The organism is Psychrobacter sp. TS_SC_6 (assembly GCF_056156305.1).
This window is the reverse complement of sequence record NZ_CM149590.1, coordinates 2376976-2392833: the sequence shown is the minus strand read 5'-3', so window position 1 is coordinate 2392833 and position 15858 is coordinate 2376976. Positions and strand designations below refer to the sequence as shown.

Here is a 15858-nt window from a genome sequence, read left to right as displayed (position 1 = left end):
GGCATTTATTTAGGGAGATTTTATGACCCAGCCTTTTACTTCTGATGAGAGTTTATTCAGTGTTGATCTTGTGATAAAGGGTCAGTTTGCAAACAGTAATGCGGCGCAATCAGCTGCTTTTTTCAATAGTGACCAGCCTGCGATTGTCCATCCTAATTTTGATCCGACCCAAGTGCCGTTAGATCCTGCAAGAGCGCTGACGGATATTCCCGAACCAGCACGCCGCTTAAATGGGCAGTTACGTCGATTATATGGCAATGCTGCGCGTTTTTATCAGCCTGATAAGGACAGCTTGTCAAAATGGTCGCTCATTGCTTCAGAGGCATTGGCAGAACATTTATCATTACTAAACGCTGCTAAATTGATAGCGCTCCCTGATAGTTTTTATCACAATCATAGCGAGCAGCCGTTAATGTCGTCGTTAAATGAGATGGTTTTGCTAGATATGTCAGATATCCAACAAGCAATTCGGGCGTATCCAAGATTGAATCGTTATGGATTTTCAGAGGTGGAGAACGGGGATGTTGATAAAGATATTAATGTTAAAACCAAAGCGTCTGCTGCATTATCTCTGCGCACCCTGACCAAACGCTATAATCCTGATGAGCTTTTAAATAGTATGTATGCTGATGACTGGCACGTAATATTGCAGCCGCAGCAGTTCGAGTTAGGCGAGGGCAGTTTAGCGACTGATACTATGGCGTGTAGCGTTGCTGTCCATGCTTTAAAGCAGTGTAGCCGTCGCAAAAGTATCAACCATAGTTATAGTACCGCGCAAATTTGCCAGCATATACGCAGCTATTTACTCAGTCAGAGTATCTGTGAGCCTGCTCAGCGACATTCTTATCGCCAAATCCGGATTTTTGCAGGGCATATTATCGTTGCGGCGCATTATTTAGGTTTTGAGATGCAAGTGAGTAGCGATGGTCAATGCTATTTTAATCTCTCATCACGTTGTGGTCTTTTAACCCGATATCCCAATATGCAAGATTATGATATCAATGGTTGGTCAAGTTAAGCGCCAACGCCTATAATGCGCATCATCATAACTGTTTTTAAACTTTCTTTTTGTTCATAGGAATCCTCTAATGCCCCATGCCCAATACGCTAACAATGCCCTATTTTCCTCTCATGCCTTTATTCAACTGGCTTTAGATAATCAAGTCTTAAAATTTGGCGAGTTTGTCTTAAAGTCTGGTCGCATTAGCCCGTATTTTTTTAATGCAGGTTTGCTTGCATCAGGTGAGATGTTGTCGTTATTAGCGCGTGGTTATGCAGATGCTCTAGCTGAACAGATTGCGGCTACGAACGATGGTCAAGGTGCCCAAGAATTGGTTATCTTTGGTGCCGCTTATAAGGGTATTCCCTTTGTGGCAGCAACCGCACAAGCTTTATGGCTATATCATGGTATCAATGCCAACTGGGGTTACAACCGGAAAGAGGCCAAAACGCACGGTGAAGGCGGTAATTTGGTCGGCGCTGATGTCAATGGCAAAGCCGTTTGGGTATTGGATGATGTCATTACCGCAGGTACAGCGATGCGTGAAGTGGTTGAGATTTTAGAACAAGCAGGCGCACAGGTTGCCGGCATTATTGTCGCCCTTGACCGTAAGGAAAAAGGTTTAGCAGAGCGCTCGGCAATTCAGGAGCTGGCGGCAACTTTAAATGTGCCAGTGCGCGCCCTTGTTGATATTGATGATTTAATCAGCTATTTGGTAGAGACTGATAATCCGAACAAAGACGCAACCCAACTTGCAAAAATGCAGTATTATCGTGCCCATTATGGCGTATAGTTAATCGCAATTGTTGCTATCTATATTTGCCTATATTGGCGTAATGATATGTGATTTTCGTGTATTTTATCTATTACTAACATCCTGTAAATGAGTACTCTTATGAGCCTAGAACAGCCAAAAAAATCTTTGAACATACTTGTGATTATGGATCCCATTGAGCAAGTGAATTATAAAAAAGACACCAGTCTGGCTATGATGTGGTCGGCGCAAGCTCGCGGTCATCGTTTGGGTTATTGTCAGATTCATGATTTATGGCTCGATCGTGGGCAGTTGATGGTCGATACGCAGTCTGTTACGGTCAAGCGTGATCCTGAAGATTTCTATACATTGGGTGAAAAAGAGACGAGCACAGTTAGCGCTTATGATGTGATTTTGATGCGTAAAGATCCACCGTTCGATATGCGCTTTATCTATGCAACTTATATGCTTGACCATGCCAAAGCCGCAGGCGTATTGGTGGTCAATGACCCACAAGCCATTCGTGATTGTAATGAGAAATTGTTTGCTACTTGGTTCAGTGACTATATGAGCCCAACGATTGTGACCAGTAAACAGGCACATATTCGTAAGTTTATCGCTGAGCAGCAAGATGTTATTGTGAAGCCGTTAGATGGTATGGGCGGTACGGGTATATTCCGCCTGACTGCTGACAGTCCTAATATTGGCGTGACGCTTGAGATGTTGACTGAGCTTGAAACGCTGCCGATTATGGCGCAGCGTTATCTACCAGAGATTAAAGAAGGTGATAAGCGCGTTCTTATTGTTGATGGCACTGTGGTTGACTATACCTTGGCTCGTATTCCAACAAAGGGTGAGACGCGCGGTAATCTTGCCGCCGGTGGTAGCGGGGTGGCCATGCCGCTGACCGATATCGAACGCCAAGTCGCAGAAGTGGTCGCGCCTATTGTCAAAGAAAAAGGTCTAATGTTCGTTGGTTTAGACTTAATTGGCGGACGCATTACGGAAATTAATGTCACCAGTCCGACCTGTGTGCGTGAGATTGATGACCAATGTGGTACTGACATTGCGACCGATTTTATCATCTCTATCGAGCGAAAACTGGCAATCTGATAGGTTGCTAAAGTTTGTTAGTTAAATAAGCTGTAAGGATAGAGTAATGTAATGCTCATCTACTGGCACAATGAGTAAAAATAGTTGTGCTAACATAGATCGTTAAAACGTCAGTGAACTAGCGTTTTGATAATGATTTCGCGGTATTTACCAAAGCCAAGTCGCGATTATTCACGGCTTGGATTTTTGTTATTGGTCGGGCAGAAATGACTATATATCAGACCACGATTTACACTATACTATGCGGGCTTTTAAACAGCTCTAATGACCCGATGAGTAAGATGGCTATAGGACAATAAGTCCTTCATATTAATACGAAAAAGATAGGCAGGCGTTTCATGAAGACACCGCACATATTAATGATGGCTGCCGGTACTGGCGGGCATGTATTTCCAGCACTTGCGGTTAGTGAAGAACTGACTAAGCGCGGTGCGGTGATTCATTGGTTAGGCACACCAAACGGCATGGAGAATGGTTTGGTGGCGCCAACCGGTTATCCTTTTCATGCGATTGAGATGCAAGGCTTACGCGGTAAAGGAATTGGGCGTCTGCTTAAGATGCCCGTGACCTTGCTGTCTGCGACTATGGCGGTTATCAAAATTATTCGTGGTAATAATATTGATATGGTGGTCGGCTTTGGCGGATATGTCAGCGCACCCGGCGGTATAGCAGCCCGTTTGACCAAGACACCGCTTATTATCCATGAACAAAATGCGATTGCCGGCATGAGTAACCGCTACTTGGCAAAGATGGCGACCAAAGTCTTGCAAGCGTTTGAAAATACCTTTGGCAATAGTCAGCTTGATTCAAAACTTGAAACAGTCGGTAATCCAGTACGTAATGCGATTACTGGAGTCGCTGAACCTGTGGCGCGTTATGATATAAATCACCGCTCAGCATTAAAGCTGCTAGTGGTTGGCGGCTCACTTGGTGCACAAGTGCTAAATGAGACTGTGCCAAAAGCGTTGGCATTGATAGAGAGTCCGTTTGAAGTGCGTCATCAATGTGGACGCAATAACGAAGCGGCGACGCAAGCGGCATATAATAGTGAGAATTTAAGTACGCATCAGTTTACCGTACAGCCCTTTATAGATGATATGGCAGCGGCTTATAACTGGGCAGATATTATTGTTTGCCGTGCTGGTGCCTTGACCGTTACTGAAATCCAAAATGTCGGTATTGCTGCGATTTTTGTACCATTGCCAAGTGCGGTTGATGACCATCAAACAGCGAATGCGCGGACGCTGACATTACATAAAGCAGCGATCTTATTGCCGCAAAATGAATTGACGCCCAAACGCTTGAGCGAAGAGCTTGCAGTCCTTAATCGACCGGCTTGCTTAGAAATGGCAAAAAAAGGTCATGCCCTTGCCAATCGCCAAGCCTGCCAACACGTTGCTGATATTATTTGGCAAACTTTATAGATAAACAAATAAACGCCTGATATTTTTACCTCATTATATTTTATCCGTCTTATAAAAAGAGAAAACGCTATGCCTACCTCTGCTAAAGCTTTAACCAAACGCTTGATTGAAATACCAGAAATGCGCCGTATTCAGCATCTGCACTTTATCGGTATTGGTGGTTCGGGGATGTGTGGTATTGCTGAGGTTATGAATAATCAAGGCTATCAAGTGAGTGGTTCTGATATTACTGAGAGTTTAGTGACCAAACGCTTGGCACAGATTGGTATTGATATTGCTATCGGTCATGATTCTAAAAACATCGCTAATGCGGATGTCATCGTCGTATCGTCTGCCATTGACCGTAGCAATCCTGAAGTAAAAGCAGCACTCGAAGCGCGTCTTCCTGTGGTTCGCCGTGCCGATATGCTTGGTGAGTTGATGCGTTATCGTCATGGTATCGCGGTTGCCGGTGCGCATGGTAAAACCACGACGACTAGTTTGTTGACTACTATGATGGCAGAAGGAAAGCTTGATCCTACTTATGTGATTGGCGGTAAGCTCAACGCTTCAGGTAAAAATGCTGCGCTTGGTAGCAGTCGTTTTTTAATTGCAGAAGCAGATGAATCCGATGCGTCGTTCTTGTCATTACGTCCGATGGCAGCGATTGTCACCAATATCGATCAAGATCATATGGAAACCTATGGCAATAGTTTTGATAAATTAAAAGCAGCTTACATTCAGTTTTTACAAAATATGCCGTTTTATGGTTTGGCAGTGGTCTGCGGTGATGACCCTGAGCTCTATGCGATGATTGATGATATTGGACGTCCGGTATTGACCTTTGGTCTTGAGCCATTTAACGATGTACAAGCCGTTGATTTGGTCACCGAAGGTACAAAAACCCACTTTACCGTATTGCGCCGTGATCATGAGCCATTACGTCTGACGCTGAATATTCCGGGCGTGCATAATGTCTACAATGCGCTTGCAGCCATTACTATGGCAACTGACGAAGGCGTCGATAATGCGGCAATCACCCGTGCGCTACAGAAATTTGAAGGAGTTGGTCGCCGATTCGAGCAGCATGCCTCTGTGGAGATAGATGATGGTAATGTGCTATTAATTGATGATTATGGTCATCACCCAAAAGAAGTTGATGCTACCATCAAAGCGGCCCGTCAAAGCTTCCCTGAGCGTCGCTTAGTGATGATGTTCCAGCCTCATCGTTATAGTCGTACACGTGACTGCTTCGATGATTTTGTCGAAGTACTCTCAAGTGTTGATGAGTTATTATTATTGGATGTCTACTCTGCTGGTGAAAGCCCTATCGCTGGCGCGGATACCAAAGCCTTAGCACGTAGTATACGACTGCGCGGTGCGGTCGAGCCGACGATTATTGATAAAGATAATATTGCCCCTGTCATGCAGCGATTACTCAAAGCAGGTGATATGCTGATCACCCAAGGCGCGGGTAATGTCGGGCAGATAGCGATCGATCTCGCCGCCAATAATCTTTATATCAAATAAGCCTTAGAGGCATTGCTTTAAAAACATTAGGAGCACTAACGATGACCATGAATAAGACTAAAGAAAATAATAATATTGATGAAGATGGCGTTAATGTTGAGCAAAACGCTACAGATAACAGTAACAACAACATTAAAGGCAATGCTCAAAATAACGCTGCCCCTATTATCAATCCAGAAACAGCTTTAGCAGCTGCTGCACAAGCAGAGCAGGATAAAGTAAATAACAATAGACAAAGCGCTGATACGTTACCCGCTATTAAAGAAAGTAAAGTAAAAGAGGCGAGTGAATTTGGTAAAGTGGCGGTGATTTACGGTGGTAGCAGCAATGAGCGTAGCGTTTCTTTAGATAGTGGCGCTGCTGTATTGCAAGCACTGCAAAACCAAGGCGTTGATGCCACGCATTTTGATCCTAAGCATCAAGACATTACTGAACTACGTCAGTATGATCGTGTATTTAATGTCTTACATGGTCGCGGTGGCGAAGATGGTCTGCTACAAGGCGTGCTGCAGTGGTTTGATATTCCTCAAACAGGCTCAGGTATTTTGGCGTCAGCACTTGGTATGGATAAAGTACGTACCAAACAGCTGTGGCAAGGCTGTGGATTATCGACTGCACCGTTTTCACTGCTAACCGCTGATACCGACTGGCAGCAAGTGGTTAATATGTTAGGGCTGCCACTTATTATCAAGCCGGTACACGAAGGCTCAAGCATTGGTATGACCAAAGTCAATCACCTTGATGAGCTGCCGGCTGCCTATGCGACCGCAGTACAGTGCGGTGATGCCGTGATGGCTGAGCGCTGGATTACCGGTCGTGAATTCACGATTGTTATCATCGATGATGAAGCTTATCCTGTCATTCGCCTAGAGCCTGCTGACATCACCAATTTTTATGATTTTGAAGCCAAATACAATCGCAACGACACCAGCTACTATATTCCTTGTGGTCTAAGTACTGCCGATGAAAAGCATTTGCAAGATTTAAGCTTATCGGCGTTTCGTGCCGTTGAAGCAAAAGGCTGGGGACGTATTGATGCGATGCAGGATGAAGCGGGCAACTTTTGGCTACTTGAGATTAATACCGTACCGGGCATGACCAGTCATAGTTTGGTACCAATGGCAGCGAAAGCTCGTGGTATGGATTTCGAGAGCTTGTGCTGGCATATTTTGGCGCAAACGGTGTAACAGCTTATTTAATAAGTCACTGCCTATATACAACAAGCTGTTTTTAGTAATTACATAAGAATGATTATTTAAATAAATGAGGCATTTAAGCTATTTATCATTGTTTAGTAGTAGCTTCTTATTATTCGTAATGTATCGCTATAGCTGCTATACCACAGCTTCGTGTAAACTTGTGTAAAATCGTTAGGAGTAGTAGGGGTTAGGCTATTGTTTGAAGCTAAAATGCGTTAATATTGTAACTATGTAGTGGTTTTGGTGATAGTTATGCAATGCTTTGGTAAGTCCTTCATTAAATAAGAGAAATGTTACATTTAAAGGCCGATAAGCACACTTTATATTGCCGTTTAAAGTTATGAATTGATAGCATATCTATTAAGTAGATTTTACATAAATAAAAAAATCATCGATTTACGTGAACATGAATCAAATGTATGAAATATACAGATTATTTTGATTAAATATAGGGACGAAGTTTAGTATGGCTCAAACTGTCAATGACGTCGCTGACTTGATGAGTGATAAAACCCGTCACCCAAAATCAAACTTTCAAGTACCCACTGCGGTTAGATACTTTTTTGCCGTATTGGTGCTTGGGTTATTAGTGCTGATATTGATAATGGGCGGTAAGGCTTTACGTGAAGCACCTCCAGCAGCTATTCATGTCGATCATCAAGGATTGAAGGTTGCCGAATATCGGGCGCTACAGCATATTATGGATCAGCAAAGTGTGAGCAGCTTTTTCACCTCTGATTTGCAAGCGCTGAGAGATATTACCACTGGTTTGGCTTGGGTTGATCAGGTCGGTATTAGTCGTGACTGGCAAAAAGGTATTGTGGTTACCGTACTGCCTAAGCAAGCAGTGGCAAATTTCGGTACTGAGCGTCTAGTGGATGCAACAGGCAATGTGTTTGTTCCTGCTGATAGTAGAGATTTAACGCAAGAGAACTTTGCAACTTTGCAAGGCAATATGACTCAAGCACCAGTCATAATGCAGCAGATGCAGCAAGTCAATGACTGGTATGCTCCGCTTGGCTTACAAGTTGAAGATATTATTTTGTCGCCAAGAATGACGTGGCTGATTCGTTTTGATAATGGGTTACGTCTTATCGTTGATAATGAGAATACAGCGCAAAAGCTCCTGAACTTAAGTCAGCTGCTGGGTAATCAATTAAAAAACCGCCGTGATGAGATACAGTCAGTAGATCTTCGTTACAAAAATGGATTTACGATTGCATGGAATGTAGCGGTGCCAAAAGATAATGACACACCCATAAACGAAAGACCATCAACTGAAGCACCTCTATAAGTAATATAAAGTAGCCAACACGCTAAACTTGTCTGCTTTATTTTTTATACAGAGTATACATACGCTATTATCAGCTGATAATAGACTTATTTTAATGATTTAATGGAGACATCATTTGTTCTCCTGTTTAGCGATAATTTGTCTGGTACCATGAAAAATACTGAAAATTTGGTTGTTGTCCATTTAAGTGCCACGGCAGTTTATGTCGTCATTGGTAGTGTTGTGTCTGCAAAAGACATCCGTATTATGGGTGTGGGGCAAGTTAAGAACAGCGACTTTTATCAAGGTCAAATAAAGCATCGCGAACGCTTGCAAGGTGCTATCAAACAGGCTATTCAAGAAGCGGAAGATACCGCTAATTGCCGTGTACATAGTGTCTGGCTGACGCTGGCGACTCCTGAGCTATTGAGCAAAAATAGTGCGGGCGATGTTAGAGTAGAAGACGAATTCGTTCGTGCTAAAGATATGGTGCAAGCGCTCTCAAATGCCAAATCTCAAGATTTGTCATCTGACTATTATTTGATGCATTGTTGTCAGCAAGGTATTTATATCGATAACCAAGAGTTTATGGTTGATGATGCTATTGATATGGTGGCGCACAATATAGCTGTGATGTATCACATGATGATGATGCCAGTTGCTGGTCGTCAAAATATCCAAAAACTATTGCAAAGTTGTGATGTGGGCATTGATCATATCGTATTCGATGCGGTAACCAGTGCCGAATATAGCTTGATGAGCGAAGAGCGCCAACAAGGCGTTTGCTTGGTAGATATAGGTGCCAGCACCACAAGTATTTGTGTTTATAAAGAAAATAAGCTGATTTTTACCCATTGTATCGCAACAGGTAGTCATGAAGTGACGATGGATATTTCAGCAGACATGGGTATTTCAATGATAGAGGCTGAAAAGCTGAAAAAATCGCATGGTACAGTGGATGTCAACAGCGTAGATCCAAGCTCATTTTTCCTATTTAAACCGCAAGGGTCAGGTGATGAAATCAACATTGGTATCTACAACCTTGCGCGTATTATCGAAGCCCGTTACGTGCAGATTTTCACTGAAGTAGTACGCCAGTTACATGAAGCGGATTTATTAGGCTATATTGATAAGGGCATTGTGCTCACAGGCGGCGGTAGTGCGATTAAAGGCATGATACCGTTTGCGAAAAAACTATTAAAAATGCCAGTGGTATTGACCAACACCCATCCTGCGATTAGTGCTTATAATCATTTTGATAATGATGAATCCTTTAAGCAGCTGAATCTACAGGTTAATGATCGGGCTTATCAAACGGCATTTGGTACACTATTATATAGCCAAAGCGAGCAGTTTCGGCGCAGTGAAAAAAGCGAGCCTGAGGCGATTCAAAAAAATCGTGTGACGGGTGTTTTTCAAAGTGCTGGTCAACGTTTTGCCAGCGTCCTGAAAAAGATATTATAATTGTCCTATAATCCTGTTGACAATCTACTTACCGTGATTAGGTAAGCGGTTTGTCAGCAAGACCAAGCAAGCATATTAAAAGCAATACCCTGTATAATAACGGCATATCTTGGTTAAGCATTACTATTTAAGCCATGGCCTTGTTTTAATCAAATACATTTATATATAGTAAGTCGATAGCGCGCCATATGCGTGTGTTATTACGTATCGACCATCACGCTATCTGCAACTGGAGAAACTTTTTTATGTCAAAATACACCATGCCAGATGATAATCAGCTTCAAAATAATGGCCAGGCAAGCTTCACTGTATTCGGTGTAGGCGGCGGCGGCGGTAATGCAGTTGAACATATGGTACAGCAAGGGATTAGAGGTGTAACATTCGTCTGTGCCAATACGGACAAACAGGCGCTTGATCGTTTGACCGCACCACATAAGCTACAACTTGGCGCAAAAACCAACCGTGGTCTTGGTGCAGGAGCGAATCCAGAAGTGGGTCGTGAAGCGGCAGAAAGTGACGAAGAAGCGATTCGTGCACTGCTCGAGCATTCAGATATGGTCTTTATTACCGCTGGGATGGGTGGTGGTACGGGTACGGGTGCTGCACCAGTCGTAGCGCGTATTGCCAAAGAAATGGAGGTACTGACCGTTGCTGTAGTTACTACGCCGTTCAAATTTGAAGGCGGAAAACGCATCAAGGCTGCCAAAGCGGGTATCGAGCAGCTGACTAACTTTGTAGATTCTATCATTACGATTCCAAATGATAAGTTGATGAGTGTCTACGGCAACATCTCTATGCAAGATGCGTTTAAAAAAGCAGATGACGTGCTATTGCATGCCGTCCAAGGTATTGCAGAGACCATCGCTAGCGAAGGCATGATCAACATTGACTTTAACGATATCCGTACAGCAATGACCGCTAAGGGCCATGCGATGATGGGTATCGGTCGTGCCAGCGGTGACGATCGTGCGCGTCAAGCGACTGAAAAAGCCATCAGATCGCCATTACTTGATGATTTGCGCCTAGAAAATGCCAAAGGCTTACTCGTCAACGTGATCTCATCTGAATCGTTATCTTTAGATGAGATGAGCAAGATCAGTGTGATTGTCGAAGAAATTACTGATATCGATGAGGCACATATCTTCTATGGCTCAGTGATTGATGAAAAAATGGGCGATGACTTGCATGTAACGGTTATTGCAACTGGTTTAACTTTAGATGAAAACGCTGGTGAAGAGCTTGAAGTGGTTGAGCAACCTGTACCTTCTGTAAACAGTACACAACCTGTTGACCCAAACTTGCATACCAGTGCATTAAATAGCCAAAAGCAGGCTCAGGCCCAGTACCAAGAAACTCCAGTCCGCTCAAATACTTTACCAGAGCAGACAAAAACCAAGACCAACAGTATTCAAGATTATTTGAAACGCCAACAGAATAAATAATTATACAAATATAATTATTAAAAAAGCCAGTGTTAATCACTGGCTTTTTTGCGCTTAACACTCGTCTCTTTTTAAATAAAATCTAGCGTAAATGCTAGCATATGCGCTGTTCAAATCTACTGGATGGATGGTGATAATTAGCAAAAAAATCTTTATAAATCACCATTTCATAGCGATTTATATATGCTTACGCCATTAAAATCCTCAGTAATAGCAGTTTGATAAGTGTTATCAATCAAAGAGATAGATAAATTAACGCTTTTTATCGCTAGCGAACAGGGTTCGGGTAATGATACACTATGGCAATTGTAACAAAATATGTGAGAAGACAGCCATGAATCAACGAACCATAAAGACAGCAATTGCTGTTACAGGTACTGGTCTTCATAGTGGTCAACCTGTTGATTTAGAATTTCATCCGCAACCAATTGATACTGGAATCGTTTTTGAACGTTCTGATATTACTGGCAGTACGCCAATTCCTGCCAGTGCTTTTCTGGTACAAGATACCATGATGTCATCTAATCTGGTGTTTGGTGGTACACGTGTCGGCACGGTTGAGCACTTGCTCAGCGCGATAGCGGGACTTGGCGTTGATAATCTATTAATTCGTGTATCCGCATCAGAGATACCTATTATGGATGGCAGTGCTGCGCCTTTTGTAGGACTGTTATTGCAAGCCGGTTTCTACGAACAGGATGCTTCAAAGAAATTTATCAGAATTGTACGTACTGTACGTGTCAAAGTTGACGATAAATGGGCAGAGCTACGTCCTTATAATGGATTTGAGCTTAATTTTGAGATTGATTTTGATCATCCTGCGATTGATAAGAACTTTCAGCATGCCCAATTGCAGTTTTCAACCCAAAACTTTATTGAGCAGCTGAGTTCAGCGCGTACTTTTGGTTTTTTACGTGATATTGAAGCCATGCGTCAGAACAATCTGGCATTAGGCGGTAGCATGGACAATGCGATTGTTATCGATGAAAATAATATTTTGAACGAAGAAGGTCTGCGTTTTAATGATGAATTTGTTCGTCATAAAATTTTAGATGCACTTGGTGATCTATATCTGATTGGATATCCTATTTTGGGTCGTTTTAATGCCTATAAATCCGGTCATGCTTTAAATAACTTATTGGTACGCGAGATCTTATCTGACCATAATAACTTTGAAATTGTAACTTTTGATGACAATGTAACATGTCCTATCGAATATTTACCTTTGAATAGTATAACTGTCGAAGGATGAATACAGGAATATACACGAAGTATCGAAACATTTACGCAATATTACATAAAATGGTTATAAGTAGAGTGAAATAATATTCATATAAGTGCATATGTACTTCCTTATATTATGATAACTTGCCTGTACAGTAGATGAGATAAAAGCTGTAGCGAATCGCAAAATCATCTGTCAGTGATGTTCACAATGTGAATGACACTGACAGATGATTTTTTTTGTTTTTGAAATTACAAAAACCCAGCCTGAATCTTATTATTTACTGGATTGGTTTACATAACTTTACATTATCTATAGGAGTTTTTTACGGATTTATAAGGCGTAATAGTGCTTTTTTGAGGTTTTCATCAGTGGTGACATGCTCTGCTGCCTGTGATATAGTCCGCTTTGTGTTTTGGCTAAGAGCCTGATTTTCATGGGCTTTAACGGACATTGAGCATGGTGATAATGAGCCTGATGATGATTTAGAATAATTATTATTAGTAGATTTGTTGGCTATGACGACGCGAATTTGTTTGAGTTGTTTAAATGTAATTGATTGCTGTGTTAACACTTGCAAATACGCGTTTTGCAAATAGCGAATATGATTGGCAGCAGTGACTGATTCGACACTGAGTGTTAATTGCTCAGACGTTAAGCCTACGACCCAGCAGTTATTGAGGATTTCCTCAGGTAGACAATCTACCAAAAGCGCTTTTATTTCAGTGGTCGCTTGCACATATAAACGCATACTATCAGATAGGCTTTGAGGTAGCGCACTACCAGCAAAAGCTTGATGATCGATAAGAGTGGCAAGGCGGTTAGGGTTTTTTTTGGACATCGTAATGACTCATCTAATAGGTGAAAAATCGATACTCATAATAAACAGGCTCTAAACGCTCATTTTTAAAGCAAGGTATGACGTAGCAAGCGATTTATGTAGTAGATGATTAAGCTGCTAATGATATCAGCATCAGCTACTTAAGAAGTAAAAGAGCGATTGTACTAAATATTTTATCATGTTTATTTCATGATTATATTCTCTAAACTAATTCATGCTTTGTCACGGATGACGAGCAATTCTGTTTTCACAATGGGTAGTAAATTTATGAAACAAGCTTTATTAATTTTATCAGTATTGGGAATGGGCGTAGCACAGACAAGTGGTGCTGCCGAAACAACCTTTCAATCAAATAATACCTTGAGTCATACCATCACCAATATCACTACTTCTGCGAACTATGGTTCTAGTCGTAACATCTACAGCACCAACAGCGGTGCATATGTTTCTAGCAATGATGAAATAAGCCAAGCAATCGATAATTTAAGCGCGCATGCAAAACAAAAAGAATATCAGCTTGCTTCGCTAACCAATCGTTTGTCTTATGAGCAACGTCAGCAGAAAGTAAGTTTAGTGCCAGACCGTTATTCGGCGCCTGCTATTGCAGCAGCGAATGCTTCACGAGTCGCTTTATCTAGTAGCACAGGCTATTGCGCTCGTTATGTTCGTAAAGCGTTACAATCAGCGGGCTACAAATTCACACCTAATCCTTCAGCGTATCAATATGCGTCTCGCGGCACACTGTCACAAGCGGGTTTTACCAAAATCAGTAATAACATGGAACCCCAGGTTGGTGATGTGGTTGTTTATGACCGTACATCAAGTCGTCCTCATGGCCATATTCAAATATTTGATGGTAATGACTGGGTATCTGACTTCCGTCAAAACAGCATCAGCCCATACAGCGGTCATTACAACTATACGACGTGGCGCGATGCTAGATACGTCGATGATGCTTCAGATCGTGGTATCTACCTTGCTATGGCTGACAAATAAGTATCAGTTAAACGTTCTCTCCGGACTCAGTAATGCTCTTTATGACATTACTGAGTTTTTTTATGTCTTAAATAAGGCTAGCTATTAAGTGGATATTTTTACTTGGCAAGGGCTGCTAGCCTATCAAATGGTGTCCAATACTGACTATCATGAAAGTCGGGTGGCGAGGCATGTTTGGGCGCAAAGTATAGAATCGTAGCGCCAAAGGATAAAATGACACAAGGATGTATATCGTTAATAATGGCATCATTGGAGCAATCTACTTTGTAATGCAGTGGCGATAATGAGCCTAATGGCATTCTAAGGCTACGTTGGTAGTGATAAGGTTCATGTGTTGATATCGGGTAGTCTATTAGCAGTTTCGGGTTGTTACCGTCTATCCAATCGATAGCAGCACGTGTCTGTCCATTAGCTTGTGTAAGAGGTCTTGGCGGTAGTGTTATAGGAGAGCGATAGCTGTCAAATTCATAAAGTGCATACTGACCTTCAGGACTGGCATTGATCTCAATATAGGACGTTGTCATATTGGTTTTGGGGGACTTATCACTATCTTCTGAACGGCTACTTATTAAAGAATCTGCTAAAAAGCACTCAAGGCAGGTGTGTTCCCACAGATAATCCTTGAAGCCTACTTTATCTGCTTGCCACTTTGGCCAAGTTAATTGAGCAGCTAGTGATTCAGAGGGCAACGTCACACGATACTGTAGCTGCAGATAAGCGTCTGGCTGTACTACAAGCGTTGCGCTTACCTGTACGCTAATTTGCTGTAAAGCTTCTGGCGTTACGCCAAGTTGCTGCGCATCTTCTACTAAGGTTTCAGTTGCTAGGTATAAATCAAAAATTTGGCTCATTATCTTATTATCTCAAAAATTATTAGCATCATAAAACATGATATAGCTGCTAACGAATATTGCCTGTTAAATAGTAAACTATAAATGGCATAAAAGCCGCGAGCAAAAGTGCATCGCGGCTTTTATTATTCACCATCATCATCTGTCTAAAAATAAATCAGTAGTATTCTAAACCGCTTTATATGCCACAGACGATATAAACTTAGCAAGCAATGAGGCATTACACATTACGAGCAAGATTTGAAAGCTTAGGATTGGCATTTGGGTTTTTGCGTAGCAATAGCGCCATACGACCAATTGAGTGAATCAAAGTTGCCTTCGCAGTAGCAGCAAGCTCAGCGCCGATGACATCACGCTCTTCCTTAGTACCAGCAGGCAATTTTACTTTAATCAGTTCATGATCTGATAAGGCGCGATCAATCTCTTCAGTAATGCTTGGCGTAACACCTTTATTGCCAATCATGACAATCGGTTTCAGATCATGACCAATGCCTTTTAAGCGTTTGATGGTTGCGTTATCAAGTTGCATATAATTCCTAGAGTTTGTTAAAAATAAATGATAATAAAATTGAAAGCAATTGAAGACCATTATAATTAATCTATGATCATCTTGCATGAGATCAGCAGGATTTTGCACGATTTTACGTGATGAAAATGTTAAACTGTCATTATGGATACATTATAAACGCTACGCTCTTATAAAGCAGTGTTTTCACTAAGAAAAATTAGCGGTTTAGCCTTTTAAAGATAATAAATAGCTTGATAGT

Annotated in this window: 14 protein-coding genes; 11 read left to right on the top strand and 3 right to left on the bottom strand. The window is 41.9% G+C overall.

Translation table 11 applies throughout. The features are described 5' to 3' along the window. The first annotated feature begins 22 nt into the window (after positions 1 to 22). The 10 genes from AC0J5Y_RS10155 to lpxC all read left to right on the top strand — a co-directional run bounded on the left by AC0J5Y_RS10155 (position 23) and on the right by lpxC (position 12430). A complete protein-coding gene (locus AC0J5Y_RS10155; protein ID WP_475130571.1) occupies positions 23 to 1018 on the top strand; it encodes a hypothetical protein in 996 nt (331 codons plus the stop codon). 70 nt (positions 1019 to 1088) lie between these two features. Beyond that, the gene (gene pyrE / locus AC0J5Y_RS10150; RefSeq protein WP_475130570.1) at positions 1089 to 1793 is read left to right on the top strand and encodes an orotate phosphoribosyltransferase; all 705 of its coding nucleotides are present in this window, start codon (positions 1089 to 1091) and stop codon (positions 1791 to 1793) included. 102 nt (positions 1794 to 1895) lie between these two features. Next, positions 1896 to 2867: a glutathione synthase gene (gshB, locus tag AC0J5Y_RS10145; protein ID WP_475130569.1), complete on the top strand. Its 972-nt coding sequence runs from the start codon at positions 1896 to 1898 to the stop codon at positions 2865 to 2867. 338 nt (positions 2868 to 3205) lie between these two features. Then, entirely contained in the window at positions 3206 to 4291 is a 1086-nt protein-coding gene (gene murG, locus AC0J5Y_RS10140; RefSeq protein WP_475130568.1) for an undecaprenyldiphospho-muramoylpentapeptide beta-N-acetylglucosaminyltransferase, read from the top strand. A 69-nt stretch (positions 4292 to 4360) separates the two neighbouring features. After that, entirely contained in the window at positions 4361 to 5800 is a 1440-nt protein-coding gene (murC, locus tag AC0J5Y_RS10135; protein WP_475130567.1) for a UDP-N-acetylmuramate--L-alanine ligase, read from the top strand. Positions 5801 to 5847: 47 nt separating this feature from the next. After that, complete coding sequence (locus tag AC0J5Y_RS10130; RefSeq protein ID WP_475132154.1) at positions 5848 to 6987, top strand: D-alanine--D-alanine ligase; 1140 nt, start codon at positions 5848 to 5850, stop codon at positions 6985 to 6987. Positions 6988 to 7465: 478 nt separating this feature from the next. Then, complete coding sequence (locus AC0J5Y_RS10125; RefSeq protein WP_475130566.1) at positions 7466 to 8293, top strand: cell division protein FtsQ/DivIB; 828 nt, start codon at positions 7466 to 7468, stop codon at positions 8291 to 8293. Between the two features lie 150 nt (positions 8294 to 8443). Beyond that, the gene (ftsA, locus tag AC0J5Y_RS10120) at positions 8444 to 9736 is read left to right on the top strand and encodes a cell division protein FtsA (RefSeq protein ID WP_475130565.1); all 1293 of its coding nucleotides are present in this window, start codon (positions 8444 to 8446) and stop codon (positions 9734 to 9736) included. Between the two features lie 245 nt (positions 9737 to 9981). Further along, on the top strand, positions 9982 to 11178 hold the full coding sequence (ftsZ, locus tag AC0J5Y_RS10115; RefSeq protein WP_475130564.1) for a cell division protein FtsZ: 1197 nt from the start codon (positions 9982 to 9984) through the stop codon (positions 11176 to 11178). Positions 11179 to 11512: 334 nt separating this feature from the next. Continuing rightward, positions 11513 to 12430: a UDP-3-O-acyl-N-acetylglucosamine deacetylase gene (gene lpxC / locus AC0J5Y_RS10110; RefSeq protein ID WP_475130563.1), complete on the top strand. Its 918-nt coding sequence runs from the start codon at positions 11513 to 11515 to the stop codon at positions 12428 to 12430. 298 nt (positions 12431 to 12728) lie between these two features. Here the strand turns inward: lpxC and AC0J5Y_RS10105 are convergent, their stop codons facing one another. Then, a complete protein-coding gene (locus tag AC0J5Y_RS10105; protein WP_475130562.1) occupies positions 12729 to 13244 on the bottom strand; it encodes a hypothetical protein in 516 nt (171 codons plus the stop codon). A 267-nt stretch (positions 13245 to 13511) separates the two neighbouring features. Here AC0J5Y_RS10105 and AC0J5Y_RS10100 point away from each other — a divergent pair, with 267 nt between their 5' ends. Further along, the gene (locus AC0J5Y_RS10100) at positions 13512 to 14240 is read left to right on the top strand and encodes a CHAP domain-containing protein (RefSeq protein ID WP_475130561.1); all 729 of its coding nucleotides are present in this window, start codon (positions 13512 to 13514) and stop codon (positions 14238 to 14240) included. Between the two features lie 98 nt (positions 14241 to 14338). On the opposite strand, the gene AC0J5Y_RS10095 is transcribed toward AC0J5Y_RS10100, so the two are convergent. Together AC0J5Y_RS10095 and AC0J5Y_RS10090 are read right to left on the bottom strand one after the other, a co-directional pair. After that, positions 14339 to 15091 (bottom strand): DOMON-like domain-containing protein, encoded by a 753-nt coding sequence (locus tag AC0J5Y_RS10095; protein WP_475130560.1) that lies wholly within the window; start codon positions 15089 to 15091, stop codon positions 14339 to 14341. 220 nt (positions 15092 to 15311) lie between these two features. Continuing rightward, a complete protein-coding gene (locus tag AC0J5Y_RS10090) occupies positions 15312 to 15620 on the bottom strand; it encodes a YhbY family RNA-binding protein (RefSeq protein ID WP_011514339.1) in 309 nt (102 codons plus the stop codon). Positions 15621 to 15858 lie beyond the last annotated feature (238 nt).

Bases quoted from the DNA above. Each gene is read 5' to 3' on its own strand.
- murG (WP_475130568.1), top strand. From the start codon at position 3,206: ATGAAGACACCGCACATATTAATGATGGCTGCCGGTACTGGCGGGCAT.
- AC0J5Y_RS10125 (WP_475130566.1), top strand. From the start codon at position 7,466: ATGGCTCAAACTGTCAATGACGTCGCTGACTTGATGAGTGATAAAACC.
- ftsZ (WP_475130564.1), top strand. From the start codon at position 9,982: ATGTCAAAATACACCATGCCAGATGATAATCAGCTTCAAAATAATGGC.
- AC0J5Y_RS10100 (WP_475130561.1), top strand. From the start codon at position 13,512: ATGAAACAAGCTTTATTAATTTTATCAGTATTGGGAATGGGCGTAGCA.
- AC0J5Y_RS10130 (WP_475132154.1), top strand. From the start codon at position 5,848: ATGAATAAGACTAAAGAAAATAATAATATTGATGAAGATGGCGTTAAT.
- murC (WP_475130567.1), top strand. From the start codon at position 4,361: ATGCCTACCTCTGCTAAAGCTTTAACCAAACGCTTGATTGAAATACCA.
- AC0J5Y_RS10095 (WP_475130560.1), bottom strand. From the start codon at position 15,091: ATGAGCCAAATTTTTGATTTATACCTAGCAACTGAAACCTTAGTAGAA.
- AC0J5Y_RS10090 (WP_011514339.1), bottom strand. From the start codon at position 15,620: ATGCAACTTGATAACGCAACCATCAAACGCTTAAAAGGCATTGGTCAT.
- ftsA (WP_475130565.1), top strand. From the start codon at position 8,444: ATGAAAAATACTGAAAATTTGGTTGTTGTCCATTTAAGTGCCACGGCA.
- lpxC (WP_475130563.1), top strand. From the start codon at position 11,513: ATGAATCAACGAACCATAAAGACAGCAATTGCTGTTACAGGTACTGGT.
- AC0J5Y_RS10105 (WP_475130562.1), bottom strand. From the start codon at position 13,244: ATGTCCAAAAAAAACCCTAACCGCCTTGCCACTCTTATCGATCATCAA.
- AC0J5Y_RS10155 (WP_475130571.1), top strand. From the start codon at position 23: ATGACCCAGCCTTTTACTTCTGATGAGAGTTTATTCAGTGTTGATCTT.
- pyrE (WP_475130570.1), top strand. From the start codon at position 1,089: ATGCCCCATGCCCAATACGCTAACAATGCCCTATTTTCCTCTCATGCC.
- gshB (WP_475130569.1), top strand. From the start codon at position 1,896: ATGAGCCTAGAACAGCCAAAAAAATCTTTGAACATACTTGTGATTATG.